At 63.5% G+C, this 17,760-nt stretch carries 16 protein-coding genes; 2 read left to right on the top strand and 14 right to left on the bottom strand.

Annotated elements, in window-relative coordinates; all coding sequences use genetic code 11:
• Nucleotides 1–54 precede the first annotated feature (54 nt).
• The 11 genes from V7S54_RS20385 to V7S54_RS20335 form a co-directional block, all read right to left on the bottom strand.
• Nucleotides 55–783, bottom strand: coding sequence for a hypothetical protein (locus V7S54_RS20385; protein ID WP_336409346.1), 729 nt, complete (start codon nt 781–783; stop codon nt 55–57).
• 40 nt (nt 784–823) lie between these two features.
• Nucleotides 824–1,654, bottom strand: a complete 831-nt coding sequence (locus V7S54_RS20380) for a peptidoglycan-binding protein (protein ID WP_336409345.1) — start codon at nt 1,652–1,654, stop codon at nt 824–826.
• A gap of 13 nt (nt 1,655–1,667) precedes the next feature.
• A complete protein-coding gene (locus V7S54_RS20375) occupies nt 1,668–2,744 on the bottom strand; it encodes an aminotransferase class I/II-fold pyridoxal phosphate-dependent enzyme (protein WP_065377115.1) in 1,077 nt (358 codons plus the stop codon).
• Between the two features lie 19 nt (nt 2,745–2,763).
• Nucleotides 2,764–4,938, bottom strand: a complete 2,175-nt coding sequence (locus V7S54_RS20370) for a hypothetical protein (protein WP_065377116.1) — start codon at nt 4,936–4,938, stop codon at nt 2,764–2,766.
• A 1-nt stretch (nt 4,939) separates the two neighbouring features.
• Nucleotides 4,940–6,295, bottom strand: a complete 1,356-nt coding sequence (locus V7S54_RS20365; protein ID WP_336409344.1) for a hypothetical protein — start codon at nt 6,293–6,295, stop codon at nt 4,940–4,942.
• Nucleotides 6,296–6,301: 6 nt separating this feature from the next.
• Nucleotides 6,302–6,979, bottom strand: coding sequence for a hypothetical protein (locus V7S54_RS20360; protein ID WP_065377118.1), 678 nt, complete (start codon nt 6,977–6,979; stop codon nt 6,302–6,304).
• A 22-nt stretch (nt 6,980–7,001) separates the two neighbouring features.
• Nucleotides 7,002–7,592, bottom strand: coding sequence for a hypothetical protein (locus V7S54_RS20355; RefSeq protein WP_336409342.1), 591 nt, complete (start codon nt 7,590–7,592; stop codon nt 7,002–7,004).
• Between the two features lie 516 nt (nt 7,593–8,108).
• Nucleotides 8,109–9,389 carry a 3-oxo-tetronate kinase gene (gene otnK / locus V7S54_RS20350; RefSeq protein WP_336409341.1) on the bottom strand — a complete coding sequence of 427 codons (1,281 nt, stop codon included), beginning with the start codon at nt 9,387–9,389 and terminating at the stop codon, nt 8,109–8,111.
• 3 nt (nt 9,390–9,392) lie between these two features.
• Entirely contained in the window at nt 9,393–10,169 is a 777-nt protein-coding gene (otnI, locus tag V7S54_RS20345) for a 2-oxo-tetronate isomerase (RefSeq protein ID WP_336409340.1), read from the bottom strand.
• An 11-nt stretch (nt 10,170–10,180) separates the two neighbouring features.
• Nucleotides 10,181–11,125, bottom strand: a complete 945-nt coding sequence (ltnD, locus tag V7S54_RS20340; protein ID WP_065377122.1) for an L-threonate dehydrogenase — start codon at nt 11,123–11,125, stop codon at nt 10,181–10,183.
• 68 nt (nt 11,126–11,193) lie between these two features.
• Nucleotides 11,194–12,510 (bottom strand): MFS transporter, encoded by a 1,317-nt coding sequence (locus V7S54_RS20335; protein ID WP_336409339.1) that lies wholly within the window; start codon nt 12,508–12,510, stop codon nt 11,194–11,196.
• Between the two features lie 242 nt (nt 12,511–12,752).
• Here V7S54_RS20335 and V7S54_RS20330 point away from each other — a divergent pair, with 242 nt between their 5' ends.
• Nucleotides 12,753–13,751, top strand: coding sequence for a LacI family DNA-binding transcriptional regulator (locus V7S54_RS20330; RefSeq protein WP_336409338.1), 999 nt, complete (start codon nt 12,753–12,755; stop codon nt 13,749–13,751).
• A gap of 16 nt (nt 13,752–13,767) precedes the next feature.
• Entirely contained in the window at nt 13,768–14,436 is a 669-nt protein-coding gene (otnC, locus tag V7S54_RS20325) for a 3-oxo-tetronate 4-phosphate decarboxylase (RefSeq protein WP_065377125.1), read from the top strand.
• 24 nt (nt 14,437–14,460) lie between these two features.
• On the opposite strand, the gene V7S54_RS20320 is transcribed toward otnC, so the two are convergent.
• From V7S54_RS20320 to V7S54_RS20310, 3 genes are all read right to left on the bottom strand, one after another.
• The gene (locus V7S54_RS20320; protein ID WP_058328924.1) at nt 14,461–15,360 is read right to left on the bottom strand and encodes a carbohydrate ABC transporter permease; all 900 of its coding nucleotides are present in this window, start codon (nt 15,358–15,360) and stop codon (nt 14,461–14,463) included.
• Between the two features lie 16 nt (nt 15,361–15,376).
• Entirely contained in the window at nt 15,377–16,309 is a 933-nt protein-coding gene (locus tag V7S54_RS20315; protein ID WP_336409337.1) for a carbohydrate ABC transporter permease, read from the bottom strand.
• Between the two features lie 95 nt (nt 16,310–16,404).
• Entirely contained in the window at nt 16,405–17,721 is a 1,317-nt protein-coding gene (locus V7S54_RS20310) for an ABC transporter substrate-binding protein (protein WP_336409336.1), read from the bottom strand.
• Nucleotides 17,722–17,760: the final 39 nt, after the last annotated feature.

Genomic DNA, 17,760 nt, shown 5'->3' with positions numbered 1-17,760 from the left:
CGGCCGGACTTGTCCCGAGAGGGTGGGGACATCCGGCCGCGGCGGACAGGATATTTACACGCCTTCGATGACCACGGCGTTGCCGCGGCGCCACCATCTGCCGCCCGCAGCCCTTCCCGCGATCGCCGAAGCCCCACCCGATGCGGCCAGCGCTCTCGAGGGTTCCGAAGTGCGGGCTCCGGACGCGACCTGCCGCAGCACGGTGGCATTCACTCCAGGTACATGACGGCGCGTTGCGTTGGCCACCACGGTGCGCGCAATCTGCTCGGCAGGCACAGAACCGGGCACCACCGGCGAGGTTCCGAGCGCGGCCGAGGCGTCGGCGATCGCGGTTGCTGCAATCCTGATAAAGCGGCGGGCCTTCTCGATGTCGGCCTGATCCGGGCTCATCCCCGCGGTTTCCAATTCGAGCGCGCTGGCCACAGCCTGGCCCAGCCCCCGGCCGATCATCGTTCCGACCCCGGGAATGGGGATCAGCGAGCCGAGCGCGCCGCCGGCGATCGGCAGCGCGGCCTTGGCAAGCGACTTCAGTGCCGGGCCGACCACGGGCAGCACGTTCTTGCCGACAAACTTGCCGACCGACTTCAGACCGGCGCCGACTTTCTTGAAGAGGCCGCCAAGGAATTGCTCAAGCTCCTGTTCGTTCTGGGCGGAGAGCAGCTCCATGGCCAGCTCGAACTCTTCGTTCTCGGAGAGGAGTTCGCCGGCCTCGAAAGCTCCATACAGTTCAAATTCCCCTGCCGCGGCGCGGCAGCTTGGGCAATTGCAGTGCATCGGATGCATACTAGCCTCCCGTTGTTAGAGTGACATGATGATTGCGCGTTCAGATTTCGTTGAGCGCGAGCACCTCCAGCTCGGTGACCCTGTTGAGGCGGTTGTTATCGTTCTTGTGATGCTCGTTGATCTTCTTTTCGAGCGCACGGACCTGCGCTTCCGTGGCGTCCTTCATGAGGTGGAGCGCGAGCTTCATGCCTCTTGCGGTCTTCCCGAAATGCGACAGGCACCACATGTGCTGGACGAGGCGGCGGCGCAGATCGACGGCCTTGCCGGTGTAGAACTTGCCGGTGGACGTGTGGAAGCGGTAGAGGCCGGGGATCTTCTGCTTTCCCAGCGACTTCAGCACGAGCTCGACGGGCTTTGCATTGGTTGCCGCGAGCGCGTTTTCCGCCGTCAGCGCCGCGCCCGACAGCTCCCATTCGAATTCGAACTCGCGCTGCTCGCGGTCGCTCCGGACCCGGCGCAACGCGGTTTCGGTGTCCGGCCCGATGAAGCCGCTGACCGGCAAGCGGCAGCGCCGCTGGAAGACGCGTATCCATTGGCGTAAGGAGTTGGTCATGACACCGTCGACGGCCAGTGTGGTCCCGAGAGCGGTGTTGAGCGTGTCCTGCACCCAGCGGACATATTCGGAGCTGCCCGGACGCGCCGGCTCTCCGTCCGCCATGCGCAGCGCTGGCTGCGGATCCGGCCCGTCGTATGCAGGGCCAATCGTCGAGGAGCGCGGGCCGCCAAATCGCCGCCTGCGCCAGGCGGGAGCGTATGGCGGCTGGGAGGAGCGCGGCGGGCGTGACGGCTGTCCACCCCTCGGTCCCGTGGCTGCGCCACGAGCCGGCCTGAACGAGCGCTCGAATTCCAGTTCCGTCGGGATCGTGCTCATAACGCCTCCTGTCTCACGCGGCCGAAATGCCGTCCGCGATGCGCTCCAGCGCGGCCAGCAGACGGCCGATGTCGGCCGGCGCATGACGCGCAGTGACCAAGAACGAAAGGTTCGGCTTGCCCTCGCCGCATGAACGAGTCGCCAGCGCGCGCACGCCCATGCCGGCAAGGGACTCCAGCGCGGCTCGCGCCGCGTCGATGGAAGGCATGGCGATGGTTTGCATCGGAACCGGCAGCAGGCTCCTGACCTGCAAACCTATCCGCCTCACGCCGGCGCGAAGCTGCTCGACAAGCCGCACCAGGCGCGCCCGCAATGTGTCGCCGGCGCTGCAGTTTGCCGCGAGCGCGCCCCTTGCCGCGGCAATGTCCGCGACCGACGGCGGGCTGGTGTGAACACGGGTTTCCCCGTCACGCGCGGCGCGCGCGACGAAGTCCTGGGTGCCGCACAGCACGGCCAGCGGCGCGCCGAACGCCTTGGCGAGCGACGCACCCGTCGCAATGTTGGCACAGGACAGGCCATGCCAGGCGAGCGAGCCACCACCGCCGAGGCCAATCGGCTGGGCCGGCGACGGGTTGCGGCCAAGCATGCCGAGCGCCTGCGTGTCGTCGATCACGAGGCGCCCTCCCATGTCGGCCGCCAGGCGTGACAGAGCGGGCAGAGGCGCTACCTGGCCGCAGGATGGGCAAAGCCCATCCGTGATGATGACCGGACGCTGGCCGGCGCGACGCGCCTTTCGCAGCCGCCGCTCCAAGCTGACCGTATCATGGTGCCGGTAGGTTTCCACCGGCACCTGGTCGAGCTGGACGCGCTCAGCGCTCCAGCGTGCGATCGGATAGGATGAAGCGTCGAAAAGGAGAAGGCTGTCCTTCGACACGGCGGCCTGGAACAGATCGCGGAACAGGTGCAGCGTCGAAGGATAGAGCAGCCCAGCCTCCTCGCACATGAGCAGTGCCAGGTCCCGCGCCAGCGGGCGCGCTCCCGGGGGTTCATCGAGGGCGGCGGGCCGGCCGAGCGTCAACGCCTGCCACGGGGCAAGCGATGCGCTCGGATGGTCCAACCCGAGATAGAGTGCGGACGTAAAGTCCAGCATGGCACACACTCCCTCGCGGTCAGACCAGGCGCCGCTGCTCGTCCAGGCGCCTGACGAGATGCACCGAGGGCATGGTGGCGTCGATCCGCGCGTTCTGGACGTCGAGCGACAAGTCGATGCCGGTCGCCGACCGGTAGGCATGCAGGTAGCCCTGGATCTCGGAGCGCCAGTAACGGGCCCAGTTAAGCGCGCTGTAGGGATCGTTGACGTCGGCCCAATTGCCGAAACGGACCGACAGCAGCACCTGCTCGCCAAAGATCGCGAGGTTGCGGAAGTGCAGGCTGCTGGTGTCCGACCATCCCTGCAGCTTCTTCATGGCGTCCACGCGATCCATCCAGGGTTCGGGATAGGCGACCATGATGCGCGTCGGCAGGAACTCGCGGAACTCGGGTCGGGCGAGTATCCATTGCTGCATAAGCATCTCGATGCGCGCCGTCGAAGGCAGGTCACCGAACTGGTTGTGCGCGCCTTGCGACAGGACGAGGTGCGCTTCCTTCAGGGCGTTGAGCACCGGGAACGCGTCCGCTTTGACGGTCGTGTCGTCGTCGAGCCGGTAGAAGCGCGACACGACGGAGAGCAGCGTGTGGAAGGCCTCCAGGAATTTCGACCGGCTGTCAGCAGGGCGCATGTTGTTGACGGCCTTGCCGGAGAGCCTCAGCCCGTAGTGGTGGTCATATTCGTAGTTGCGCCTGACGACGCTCAATCGGTGCTGCTCGTCCTGGATGTAACCCCAGAGCAGATTGTTGAGCGGCCGCAACGGGTCGACCTCCATGTTGGCAAGAGGATCGTTCTGCATCGGCCCTCGGATGTTCTGAAAGCGCCGCGTGATCGAGTTCATTGCCTGGACGAGCATCCCTTCTTCCTGCCAGTACGACCAGATGAGTTCGAGCAGGCAGGGCTGTGTCAGCCGAGACTTGAGTATCCCGTAGCAGCGGCTGACCTGCTCATGAAAATCGTTCGGATCAAGCTCGAGGTCGACGTCGCCGATGTCGGTCTGCTTGATCGGCTCGTCGGCCATCTTGCGCCGGATAACGGCAAGATAAGGAAGCAGCCCCGCCTGCGCCTGGAAGTCGAATTCGAGATAACGTCCGAGCCAGGTGGCCAAATCGCCGATGTTCGTCGGCACGACGACGCGGTTTGTGATGAAGTCAGCGTCGTCCTGGGAATAGCTGGTCGCATCGCCGAGAAAACCGCAATTCGCCATCACGAACGCTTCGGTCGCGACCTTGATGTTGCGGTAGGCGTCGGTGTCCGTGAAGGGCAGCGCCCGGCGCCTTGTGGTCCGTGACAGCGTGTCCCTGGTTCGGCCTCTATCGATCGGATTGCCGGTTCCGAGCGGATCGCCGCAGAACACCCAGTCCATGAAATCGAAGTAGTTCTTGAACAGAAGCGCGTCGGTGCCACGGCGTATCTCCGGCCCGACCGAGATGTCGTTGGTCGAGAACGAGCTCGCGCGCTGCATGGTGACGGTGACGGGGCCGACAACTGCCGAGGGCTCCGGCGGTGCAATAACGCCGGACGAGGTCGCATCATTGACGAAGTCGAAACCCTGGTGAGGCACGTTCCCGAAGCCACCGACCATTTGGACCTCGCCTTGGCGGTCGGCCGTCAGGACGAACTCGCTGTCGAGCATGCCACCGTCTTCGATATCTTGGGCAGCCGGCGCAACGCGGCCCAGCGAAGCGCGAAGGTGTGCGTGCACGTTCGCTTTGCCCGTGGGCCAGCGGAATTTGAACGTGGCGCTCTTACCCACGGGAAGCGTCGGCAACCGAGTGCCAACCTCCACGAATGAAGTCTGGTCGGGCGAGGTCACATAGATCTTGAAATTGTCGGTGAGGTGCAGCTTAAGCGCAATGCTCGTCTCACCGTCCTGGTTGAGCAGGAAGGGCTTCTGCTCCTTTATGTCGTCGTTATGGAAGCGCGCTACGACAGCATAGTCCTCTTCCATGTCGTCGGGCCTCGGGATCTCGAACCTGGCTTTGCCATCCGCCTTTGTCGTCTCGTGATGGATGGTGTCCCAATTTTCAACGATGTATCCAATGACATCCTTGCCCTTCTTGATCTGGGTGACGATTGTCCGGTCATCGATGATGGCGACCTCCACGCCGGTCAGGCACACGCGAAGGCCGGTGCTCAGCAAGCCCCTGACATGGACGGTGATGCGAACTTTGTCGGAAACGGTGCTCGGGCTCATCTCATCCTCCTTGGATGGTCAGACTGGGGTTCGGGGATCGGATAGCGGCGGTGAAAGGTCCGCCGCGCAGGGTCTCGCCCGTGAGGGCGCATGCGTAACTGGTGTCGAGCGTCGACTTTAGCGCCCAGAAGGTCAGCAGCTTGCCGATCAGCACGCTCTCGTCTTCCGGAGAGAGCTTGCCGTCGGCGCGGGCCTGACCCAGCACCGCGAAAACAACCGTCGGCCGCGCCCGGTACATGCCAGCCGGCGACCGCGACCATGATTGGAACATCATCGAAAGTTGCATGGGCGCGCGGGTTTGGACCTGCAGCACCTCGGGCAGCGTCTGTCCGCGCAGCTTTTCCGGACGATGCTCGACGAGCCGCGCCACGAACTGCGGCATATGGTTCTCGAGGCGTTCGAACAGAGTACGGCGCTCGAGGTCGAGCCCCTCGCGCGGATAGAGCTGTTCCCAAAGGGCCGAGATGCGGGCCCATTGCGGATGCGGGTAGAGCGCCTGGCCGATCGCAGCACTGATTTTCACGCGCAGCCACGGCGTTGGATGCGGATCGTTGACATCGACGCGAAACACAAAGGCGCGCGGCAGGCTGACGACGCCGATCAGGCCGATCGTCGAGGTAATGCCGACACGGGCCACCGAGAAGAAATCCGCGACGATTTCGGAGATCCAGCGATCCCAGATCGCCCACAGATCCTTGTCGGGGCTGGCCTGCTCCTTGAGCGGTTTCAGCATGGCGCGCAATGAGGGAACGAGCTCGATCAGCGCAGCCGCCTGATGCCCCGTCTCGTGAATGAGCGAAGAGGCGATGCCGCTGCCGACCATTCGCTCGCGCGGGACACGGATGACTGCGACGGGACTTGTGCGGCCGCCGGGCAGTCGCGTGCGCGCCCGGCGGATAGCGGCGCCAGGCCCGCGCTCCAGGTGACAAACGACCGGCGGCAGTTCGTAGAATTGACCCTGCAAAGTGAGCGCATCGGCCGCGACCGAATCGAGACCTGAGAGCCAGGGCCCGTTGTCGTGCTCGCTGCGTTGGGTGATGACGTCACTGTACATGTCGAACTCATTGAGCACCTGGTGGAACCTGAGGCGCAGGATCGAGAGGCGTCGTTGCGCATCGGCCGGCGTCGCAGCCGCCCTTGCGCGTTGCAGCCAGGCAAGGAAGCTTGCCATCAGGCGCCTTAGCTCCCTTCGCCCGTCGATGAGGGCCCTCTCGATCGCCGAATGCGCATTCGGAAACAGATTGGCGGCCGGCACCATCGGCTCGAGCAAGGCGAACGGCTTGACGCGGTCGAGCCGCGTCTGAAGGCCGCGCGCCTCCTCCTCGAGCATGCGAAATGTGAATGGGTCGATCGCCATGGCAGCTCAGGCTCCGTATACGACGATCCTGTTACCCTGCCTGACCCAGCGGCCGGAGGCTGCACGTTGGCCGAGCATGCCGCCGGCCCTAGCCGTCAAGGCCGTTCCGCCCGCAGGCCCAAGGAGCCCCGGGGCATGCTTGCGGGCGGCGGCCACCACGGCCTGCTGGGCAGCAGTACGCGGATCCGTTCCGGCGGCAGCCGCGTTGGTCGCTTGCCTGGCAGTGTCTGAGGCGAGGCGGACGAACTGGCGGGCGCCGGTGAACTCCAACTCCTCGTTCTCGCCGTATTCGAGCTCGAGGCCGATCGCCCTGCCGGCCGCATTCGCAAGGCCGGTGCCGATCTTGGCACCCAGCGGCCCGCCGATGTAGCCGCCCAATGCCTGGCCGGCCATGGGCAGGGCCTTCCTGGCAACGCCCTTCAGCGCGCCGCCGATCGCCTGGCCGATGGGCGACTTCGCAGCCTGGCCGACGACGCTGACGGCTTTCTTGATGAAGTCGCCGAGGAATTGCTCGAGTTCCTGCTCGTTGTTGACGGCCAGAAGCTCGTGGGCGAGCTGGATTTCCTCGTTCTCGCTGAGCTCCGACTGGCCGGAGCCCCATTCGAATTCCTGGAATTCGAACTCCTCGTTCTGGAATGGGGAAGCTTCCTGGAACTCCAGTTGGGTACGGTCGATGTCATGCATGACGCTCTCCTGGGTTGGGTTTTCAAGCAAAGCTCTGACGTCTGATGGCGCGGCGCGCCCGGAAACCCGGCACAAGCTGGACGAAGTCCAATCCCGGTGCGTGGCGACGTGCCGCGACCCTCGCCGCGGCAGTGGCAACCGCAGCCGGCGGCTGGGTCGAGGGCGCCCTGGCGGCGAGGCGCCCGGCCTCCATCGCGAAGCGCACGAACGCTCGCGCGGTTTCGAATTCCTTATCCTCGTCGCTCAGACCTTCCAGCTCGGCGCCGGTGATGCGCTCCATCGCCTCGGAAGGGTCGGCGTCGGATCGACCCACAGGCGGCGCCAGCAAAGTCCTGACGGATTGACCGGCTCGGTTGAGGCGCGATCCAAGATGCTGTACGACCTGCGGGTCGATGGGCCTGCCGGCGAGCAATGCGCCATGGCGAAGAATCTGGTTCACGACGCTGGCGAGTTCGCTGGTGCTCGTGGCCTCGAGAAAGGCGCTGCCGAGTTCGAGCTCCTCGAGTTCGGTCGATGGCTGAGGCTGCGCCGCTCGCGTCGGCACGCCCATTATGAGAAGGCCGCCTTCTGCGCCCTCGGTCTCAGGATTGTAGGTGAGAAGCCTATTGCTCATGCCACCACTCCATTAGGCAGCCACGAGCTGCGCCGAAACAGAGGTAGCAAGGACCGTGCCAGATCGCGTCAGCCGGGATTTCACGCAAAATTAGGTCCGCCGGGCGAAGACAGCTTCGCAATCAAGGCGATGGGTACTGATTTCCGGCGAAGTCCGATTCGCCTCTGGCCCGGATTATCCGGTGCGGCGCGCTCGGCAAAGGGGCCCAGGTGATCGTCATGACCAATGACAAGGGCGCCCAACTCGAGCCCTCAGGCAAGTAGGTAGGCCTGCAAGTCAACGCCGATCTCAGCGGTCTTGCCATCACTGTGAAGTAAGCGCCGTCGCTCCGTTCGTCGTCCCTAAAGGCGACCCACGACGCTGAATACAAAGGTCGGCTTTCAGCACTACCATCTAGGAAGCGGCCGTTCCGCTGTCGGCCCCAATTGAGACGCTGGGGTCACGCTGGCCAAGTATCCGCTTCTCGGGTCGCGTGCCCAGAGGTACAGCATTGCGCCGTGTCCGTTGGCTTCTTGCTCAGTGCATCATCGCCAGCGCGGCCGTGAAGAAATCCTCGCCTCCGAAGTTCCCCGATTTCAGTGCCAGTAACATATCGCCCTGCGCATTGCCGACCGTTCGCAGCACCGGCACGCCGGGCGCGATCTCCGGGCCGATCAGGAAGGCTGGAATGGCCAACCTGTCGACCGCGGCACCCGAGGTTTCTCCGCCTGCGACGACCAGGCGCCGCACGCCTCTTGCTACCAGCTCGGCGGCTATGATCGAAGTCGCGGTTTCGATCGCGTGGCCGGAGGCCTCCCGTCCGTATTGCGACTGCAGCTGCAAAACGGTTTCAGGCGATGCACTCGCCGCGATGACGACCGGACCGGCGGCAATGCGGTCTCCAGCCCAGGAAATCGCAGCGGCAATCTCGTCCGGGCCGGCAAGCAGCCGCTCCGGGTCGAGCCGCAGGACGGGCATCGACCGTTCGGCGACATCGAGTTGCCGCAGCGTCGCCTTGGAGCAACTGCCGGCAACTACCGCGGCAGGCCCGCCGACCGGGCGAATGGCATCCGCTGTCGTTGCCCCCCCGGACGATACCCGGCCGGAGCGGACGAGTGCGCGGGCAAGGCCGAGGCCGAGCCCCGACGCGCCCGTCGACACCGGCGTTTCGAGGGCGACCTCGCCGAGCGTTTCAAGATCACGTTCGAAGACCGCGTCCGCTATCGCCGTCTTGACACCGGTGACCTGGAGAGCCTCGAGCCGGGCTCTTACCGTATCAGGTCCCGCAGCGATTGCCGGCAGCTCGATGAGACCGATGGCGCCACGCGACTGTCTGGCCATGACGCGCACAAGATTGGCGTCGTGCATCGGGTTGAGGGGATGATCCTTGAGCGGGCTTTCGTTCAACGGTTGTCCGTTAACGAAGAGGTGGCCGAAATAGACGGTGCGTCCCGTTTCCGGAAAGGCGGGCGTAACCAGCACCAAACCGCCGTCGGCAGCGGCGCTCAGGGCCTCCGTCACCGGACCGATATTGCCGGCGTCGGTGGAATCGAAGGTCGAGCAGATCTTGTAAAGCACATGGGCCGCTCCGCGCTCGCGCAGCCATCGTTCGGCTTGCGTCGCCGCAGCTACGGCGTCAGCGGCCGCGACCGAGCGGATTTTCAGGGAGACGACAACCGCGTCTACATCCGGCAGCGCCAGCGACGGATCGGGGATGCCGACCGTCTGCACCGTGCGCAGTCCGTTTTTCGTCAGAGTGTTGGCGAGGTCGGAGGCACCCGTATAGTCGTCAGCGATCGATCCGAGCAATATAGCCATCGTCTAGCTCCGTGCAAAAGGTCTGAACCAGCCAAGACCGTCCAGTGTATGGCCGCGCGGGATGTATTCGCAGCCGATGAAACCGTCATAGCCAAGGCGGTCGATTTCGCCGAACAGATAGGGATAGTTCAGCTCCTCTCCGTCCGGCTCGTTGCGTGACGGCACGCTGGCAATCTGGATGTGGCCGATGACCGGCAGGAGGCGCCGCAAGGCCATGATCACGTCGCCATGCAGGATCTGGCGGTGATAGATGTCGAATTGCAGCTTCAGGTTCGGCAGGCCGAGTTCCCCGATCAGGCGCTCGGCCGCGCCGAAATCATCGAGGAAATATCCCGGCATGTTTCGCCCGTTGATCGGCTCGAGCAACAGGTCGATGCCCTCTTCGGCGAGCCGCCCGGCGGCGTAGGTGACGGAGCGCCGGTACCAGGAGGCTGCGTCTTCGTCGTGGGGATCAGCAAGGCCGGCCATCAGGTGCAGCCGCCCGACACCCGTCGCCGCCGCATAGTCCAGCGCCCGCTCGACGCCCGCTTTCAGCGCATCGAACCGTCCGGGAAGCGCCGCGATACCCCGCTCGCCTGCGGCCCAATCGCCCGGCGGCAGGTTGAACAAGGCCTGCTGCAGATTGTTGCGGGCGAGCCGTTCGGCGATTGCCTCCGGTGCGGCTTCATAGGGAAAGAGATATTCGACGGCGGCAAACCCGGCATCGGCCGCGGCGTCGAAGCGGTCGAGGAACGGCCATTCGTTGAACATCATCGTCAGGTTGGCGGCGAAAACCGGCATGGTGGCGTTCCTTACGGCTTCTGAGGCTCTTTGGTCGCACCGGGCAATGTGGCACCCGAGAGCTGGGCGTAGAGGCGCGCAAGCGACGAATCGTCGTCGCGGCCCATGCCGGCTCCGGACGCGCCCAAATACATCTGCAGGGCCGCGGCTGCGAGCGGTACCGGATAGCGCTCCGAGCGGGCCATATCCTGGACGATGCCGAGGTCCTTGACGAAAATCTCGATGCTGCTCAGCGGCGTATAGTCTCCGGCCAGCACATGCGGCACGCGGTTTTCGAACATCCAGGAATTGCCGGCCGAGGCCGTGATCACTTCATAGACCTTGTGGAGGTCGAGGCCCTGCTTGGCGGCAAACGTTATCGCTTCGCAGGCGGCCGCGATGTGCACGCCGGCGAGAAGCTGGTTGATCATCTTGAAGGCAGCGCCGGTTCCGGCTGCGTCGCCGAGCTCGTAGACCTTGCCGGCCATGGCGTCGAGACCCGGGCGGGCCGTGTCGAAAGCCTGCCTGGACCCGGATGCCATGATCGTCAGTTCGCCGTTTGCCGCCTTGGTCGCGCCGCCCGAAATCGGTGCGTCGAGATAATGCAGACCAAGAGCCTCCACCCGTTGTGCCAGATCGCGCGCGACGGCGGGATCCATGGTCGCCGACGAAATGAAGACTGCTCCGGGCTTCATCGTCCTCGCGACACCCTCGACGCCGAACAGCACAGCCTCGGTCTGCGCACCGTTGACGACGACGGAGACGACAATGTCGGCATCCTTTGCCGCACCGGCGGGCGTGGCCGCGCCGCGTCCACCCTCGGCGGTGAAGCGGTCCACCGCCGCAGGGGTGATGTCATACCCAACGACGTCGAGGCCTGCGCGCTTCATCGACCGGGCCATTCCGAGCCCCATGGAGCCAAGACCGATGACGGCCGCGACAACAGCGGGGCCTGAGTTTTCAGCAAGCGGTGACATGACGAGTTCTCCAGTCTTGTAAAGGAAGAGCTGCCCCTCCGGATGCTGCCACCCGGAGGGGTTGGTGTTTAGCGGTTGACGGATTTCGCCGGAACCGTCAACACGGCCAGCGAACCGACGACCAGGGCTGCGGCGAGAAGATACATGCCCGCGCTGTTGCTGCCCGTAAGATCCTTCAGATAGCCCACCAGAAACGGCCCGAGGAACCCGGCGAGATTGCCGACCGAATTGATCCAGGCGATGCCGGCTGCCGCGCCCGTGCCGGCGAGAAAAGCGGTCGGAAGCGACCAGAAGAGCGGCGCGCAACTGATGGCGCCCGCAGCAGCCAGCGAGAGGCAGACGATTGAGACCGTCGTGCTTGTTGCCGTCGTTGCCGCGACAAAACCACCGGCGGCGATGAGGGCGGGAATGACCAGGTGCCACCTGCGTTCACGCAGCCTGTCGGCGGAGCGTCCGAGCACCAGCATGGCAACGAACGTGCAGATATAGGGGATAGCGGAAATCAGGCCGATATTCAGGTTCCCGCTGACGCCGGAGGCCTTGACGATGGACGGCATCCAGAAATTCAGGCCGTATTGCCCAAGCACGAAGCAGAAATAGATGAGGCACATCAGCCAGACGCGGCGGTCCGTCAGCGTTCCGGCAATGCTGTGCGGGCTCGAGGCCTTGGCCCGGTTCTCCGCCTCGATATTGGCCGCCAGCACACGCTTTTCGTCTTCGTTCAGCCATTTCGCGTCACTGATCGTATCATCAAGGTAGAAGAACGTGGCGACGCCAAAAAGGATGGCCGGGATGGCTTCGATCAGGAACATCCACTGCCAGCCGGAAAGGCCATGCGTGCCGTGGAAGCTGTCCATCAAGAGACCCGAAAGCGGATTACCGAAAATGGCGGATATCGGGATTGCGGACATGAAGGTGGTGATGATTCTGCCGCGGCGATGGGCCGGATACCAAGCGGTCAGATAGAGAATGATGCCGGGGAAAAATCCCGCTTCGGCAACGCCCAGCAGGAAACGCAGGACATAGAAGACGGCTTCCGACGAGGTGAACATGAAGGCGGCGGAAATGATGCCCCAGGTGACCATGATGCGGGCAATCCACACCCGCGCGCCGACCTTGTTCATGATAATGTTGCTCGGCACTTCAAACAGAAAATAGCCGATGAAGAAAATACCTGCGCCGATGCCATAGGCCGCTTCCGACAGGCCGAGCTCACTCGACATCTGCAGCTTCGCGAAGCCGACATTGACGCGGTCGAGATAGGCGACCACGTAGCACAGCATCAAAAAAGGAACGATTCTCCAGAATACCTTGCCATAGGCTCGATCTTCCACCGTCTGTGCGGCGTACGCGCCATCAACTGGCGCCTGCGTTTGCAGCGTCATGATTTTCTCCTCCAATTGTTGCAGCGGTCTCCTTCCGCGGCACGCCGAGCCAATAATGGCAGCGCTGCCATTATTCTTAGTCCACTTTGGCAGCGCTGCCAACACGAAATTGGTAGCGCTGCCAAAAAAATCTTGCTTCTTGAAGAGAGTGGTGAAAAATGAGGACTGCATGGTGGGCGACATCGGAGGGATGACGGCTTAGCGGCTGAGGCGCCCACCCAAGGCCGGGTTCGAAAGTGACTATGGAATTCAAACACCAGGCGACAGTGACGCTTGCCGAGGTCGCGGAAGCGGCCGGCGTCGGCGAGAGCACGGTCTCGCGGGTGCTGCGCAACCACGGCTCGTTTTCCGGCAAGACGCGGGACCGGGTGATGGCTGCGGTCGAGCGGCTCGGCTATGTGCCGAACCGGATCGCAGGAACGCTCGCCTCCACCGCTTCGCGCCTTGTCGCCTTCGTCATTCCCTCGCTATCCAACATCGTATTTCCCGATGTTCTGCGCGGCGCCAGCGCCGTTCTGGAGGAAAACCGGTATCAGGCGGTCTTCTCCGTCACCGACTATGATCCGGGGAAGGAAGAAGTGCTTGCCGCCGCGATGCTCGCCTGGCGACCCGCGGCGGTGATGGTGGCGGGGTACGAGCACACGGAGGGCACGGTGAAGATGCTGCGCGCAAGCGGCTGCCGGATCGTCGAACTGCTCGATCTGGACGGCGATGCGCTTGATCTGGCGGTCGGTTTCTCCAACCGCGCAGCCGGACGCGAAAGTGCTGCCTTCCTGCTCAAGCGAGGCTATCGCCGGATCGGGTATGTCGGCCACGACATCAACCGCGATACCCGTGCCGGTAAGCGGTTTTCCGCCTTTTGCGAAACGCTGGCCGCGCATGACGCCCCGCTCGCCGATCGCGAAATTCTCGCCGGGGCATCGTCGGTGGAAAACGGCAGGCTGGGACTGGAGCGGCTGCTCGCCCGGACGTCCGATCTCGACGCGGTTTATTTCTCCAACGACGACATGGCGCTGGGCGGTTATTTTCACTGTCTGGCGCGGGGGATTGCGATCCCCTCGCAGCTTGCCATTTTCGGCTATAACGGCCTCGATATCGGCCGGGCAACGCCGCAGCCGCTCTCGACCATCCGCACGCCGCGCGTTGCGACCGGACATGTGGCGGCACAACTTGTCGTCGCCAATGCGCCACCCCAGGTCGTCGATCTCGGTTTTGAACTGATCGAGGGGGCAACTGCCTAGAGCTGGAGGAACTGTCATGTCCGACGCGCGCCTGCGTGAGGAAATCTGCCGCTACGGCCGCTCGCTGTTCGAACGCGGGCTGACGCCCGGGTCGTCGGGCAATATATCGCTGCGGCTGGAGGATGGCGGCTGGCTGGTCACGCCGACCAACGCCTCGCTCGGCTTCCTCGACCCGGCCCGTATCTCAAGGCTCGATGCCGCCGGGCGTCTCGTGTCCGGCGACAAGCCGACCAAGGAAATTCCGCTTCACACGGCCCTCTACGACACGCGCGGCAGCGCCCGCGCCATCGTCCATCTTCATTCCACCCACGCGGTTGCGCTGACCATGCTGCCGGAGATCGATCCGCGCGCCGCCCTGCCGCCGATGACGCCCTATTATCTCATGCGCGCCGGCGAGACCGCGCTGGTCCCCTACTACCGTCCCGGCGATCCGGCGGTGGCCGACGCGATTCGAGGGCTGGCGGGCAAATATTCGTCGGTGCTTCTGGCCAATCACGGACCGGTCGTCGCCGGCGACAGCCTGGAGGCGGCGGTTTTCGCCACCGAGGAATTGGAGGAGACGGCGAAGCTCTATCTGCTGCTGCGCAACCTCAACCCCCGTTACCTCAGCCCGGCGCAGGTGGCAGATCTCACCGAGACCTTCGGCCTCGACCTGCCGTCGCATCACGACCACGACCACGATTGATGCGCTATCGCCTGAAGCAGGCACTCATTCCTTCACCGCTCCGGTCATGGACGACACGTAATAATCGACGAAGAAAGAATAGAGGATCACCACTGGCAGCGAGCCGAACAGCGCGCCCGCCATCAGCGCTCCCCATTCGAACACGTCTCCGCGGACCAGCTCCGTCAGCACGCCCACGGGCACGGTCTTGTTCTCCGAAGACTGGATGAAAGTGAGCGCATAGATGAACTCGTTCCAGGAAAGCGTGAAGGCAAAGATACCAGCCGAGATAAGTCCGGGGACGGCAAGCGGCAGGATGATCTTGATCAGGATCTGCCAGCGCGTCGCGCCATCCACTAGCGCGCTCTCTTCGAGCTCGAACGGGATCGACCGGAAGTAGCCCATCAACAGCCAGGTGCAGAAGGGAATGAGGAAGGTCGGATAGGTGAAGATCAGCGCCAGCCTGGAATCGTAGATGCCGAACTTGAAGACAATGAAGGCCAGCGGAATGAACAGGATCGAGGGCGGCACGAGATAGGCGAGGAAGATCAGTAGGCCCACCGGCCGCGAGCCCGAGAACCGCACCCGCTCGATCGCGTAGGCCGCAAAGACCGAAGCCGCAAGCGACAGAAACGTCGCGCAGGTCGCCACCAGCATCGTATTCCACAGCCAGCCTGGATAGGAGGTTTCGAACAGCAGGTATTTGATATGGTCAAGCGTCGGCCCGACCACCCAGAATGGGCTGTAATTGTTGTAATCCGTCAGCTGCGAATTCGGCTTCACTGCAGTGATCGCCATCCAATAGAACGGAAAGAGCAGCACGAAGACGAACACCGCCATCGGCAGATACACCATCACGATCCTGCGTGGCAGGCGGTTGAGATAGCTCATTCCCTGTACATCATCTGTCAGAACGGCGTCTTCGGATTTCACGGTCGTGGTCATCGTCATTCTCCCCCAATCAATCCTGGCCGCCCTGCTGCCATTTGCGCCGCTGCAGGCCGAAGAAGCTAAACATGATGGCGGCAAGGAGGAACGGGATCATCGCCACCGCGATCGCGGCCCCCTCGCCTAGCTGTCCGCCCGGAATGCCGCGCTGGAAGGACAGCGTCGCCATCAGATGCGTCGCGTTTACCGGCCCGCCCTTGGTGAGCACATAGATGAGCTGGAAGTCGGTGAAGGTGAACAGCACCGAGAAGGTCATGACGACGGCAATGATCGGCGTCAGCATCGGCAGCGTCACATAGCGGAACCGCTGCCAGCTCGTCGCGCCGTCCAGCGACGCCGCCTCCTGCAGCGAAGCCGGGATGGTCTGCAGGCCGGCGAGCAATGAAATGGCAACAAACGGAATGCCGCGCCAGACATTGGCGACGATCACCGAGGCGCGGGCATTTTCCGGATCGCCCAGGAAGTTGATCGGACTATCGATCACGCCGAGCTGCATCAGCGACCATGAAATGATCGAGAACTGCGCATCGTAGATCCACCAGAAGGCCAGCGCCGAGAGCACGGTGGGAACGACCCAGGGTAAGAGTACGATTGCCCGGAAGAAGGACTTGAATGGCAAATTTTCATTCAGCAGCAGCGCCAGCCAGAGCCCGAAGACGAATTTCAGGATCGACGCCACAATCGTGTAGAGCAGCGTGTTGAAGACCGAGAGCCAGAAGACCGAATCCTCGGCGAGGAAGATGTAGTTTTCGAGCCCGATGAACACACCGTCGCGGCCGATGCGCGTGTCGGTGAAGCCGAGCCAGACGCCGAGGCCAAGCGGATAGGTCAGGAAGCAGACAAGGAAGACGGCGGCCGGAAGCATGAAGAGGAAACCAATCATGTTCCTGTTCTGCATGAGCGAGGCCATCGCGGATGGCGGCTTCCTGGATGACGCTGTGGACATCGGACATCTCCCGTATAGCGGATTGGGGAACGGGTAGCGGCGGGGCATTTCCGCCGATACCTTGTCTCAGCGGCCTATGCAGGCCACGTTGGGATTTAGACCCGGTAGTAGCGGTTTGCCCGGCGCTCAGCCTCTACAATTGCCTCTTCCGGCGTCATCTGCCCCGTAACCGCGGTGGCGAACATGTCGACCAGCACGTAGTCGGCCATGACGCCGGCGGACGCATAGCCGAGCGGACCGGCATAACCGTTCGGGCGCAGCGTTTCCGAGGCGCGCGCATAAGGCGCGTGGATCGGATCGGACGTCCAGACGGGATTGTCGGCGAAAGCCTTGAGAGGCTGGCAGCAATACGCGCTGGAGCCCGTGATCCAGGCATTCATCTGGTCGGCCTCCATCATGAACTTGATATAGGCCTTGGCAGCTTCCGGATATTTCGTATGGCTGAAGAGCAGCAGCGAACTGGTCTGATGCAGCTCGACGCTCTGGCCGACCGGACCGACGGGGAAGTTCGTGGTGCGGATGTCGGCTGAAAGTTCCGCCATCGCCGGGTCCTTCTTCGACGCATAGTAGAGCGAGACGCCGTTCGCCGTCAGCGACACCTGGCCCGCCAGGAAGGCACGGTTGTTATTGATGTCGAGCCAGCTCTCGGTGCCCGGAATGAAGGTCTCGTAAAGCGCCTTGGCATAGTTGACCGCTTTGAGCGTCTCGGGGCTGTTGATGACGACCTTGCCGCCTTCATCGACCATCTTGCCGCCATGGCTCCAGAGCAGCCAATGGGCATAGTTGTTGCCGTCGCCGACGGCCTTGCCGTGCGGGAAGCCGGCTGGCGTTCCCTTGGCCTTCATGGCTTTGCAGAGTTCGAGGAACCCGTCGGTGTCCTTCGGAAATTCGCTGAAGCCGGCCGCCTTCATGTGACTATCCCGGTAGCAGATCGCATTGCCGATGGCCGCCAACGGCATGGCGATGAACTTGTCGCCGCGCGAAGCATAACCCTTTACGCCATCGTACCAGCCGCCGTATTTGCCGCCGAGGTAGTTGGCGAGTTCGGTCAGATCGACGAGCTTGTCCGGATATTGATGGGCATCGTCGAACCAGCACATCACCATATCCGGCCCGGAGCCGACGTTGGCAGCGACGGCCGCTTTCGGGCGAATGTCTTCCCAGCTTTCCTTGTCGATGCGGACCTCGACCCCGGTCGCTTGGGTGAACTTCGCGGTGTTGGCAAGCCATGCATCCTCGTCACCCTTGACGAAGGGCGTCCAGCGCAACAGCCTCAAGCTCGCCCCTTCCTCCGGCTTGTAGGCCGGCTCCGCCCCTTGCGCGAAAGACGGGCGGATGCCGAAAGGCGAAAGCCCGGCGATCCCCGCCAGCGCGGCGGATGCAGTGAGAAAATCACGTCTCTTGAAAGTCATAATGCTCCTCCTGGTGACAACGGGACATCATCCTTTCCG

This window comes from Ensifer sp. CCNWLY38 (assembly GCF_037120565.1).
GTDB lineage: Bacteria > Pseudomonadota > Alphaproteobacteria > Rhizobiales > Rhizobiaceae > Ensifer > Ensifer adhaerens_H.
Note: the sequence above shows the minus strand (reverse complement) of the source record. Positions and strands in the feature narration are given on the sequence as shown.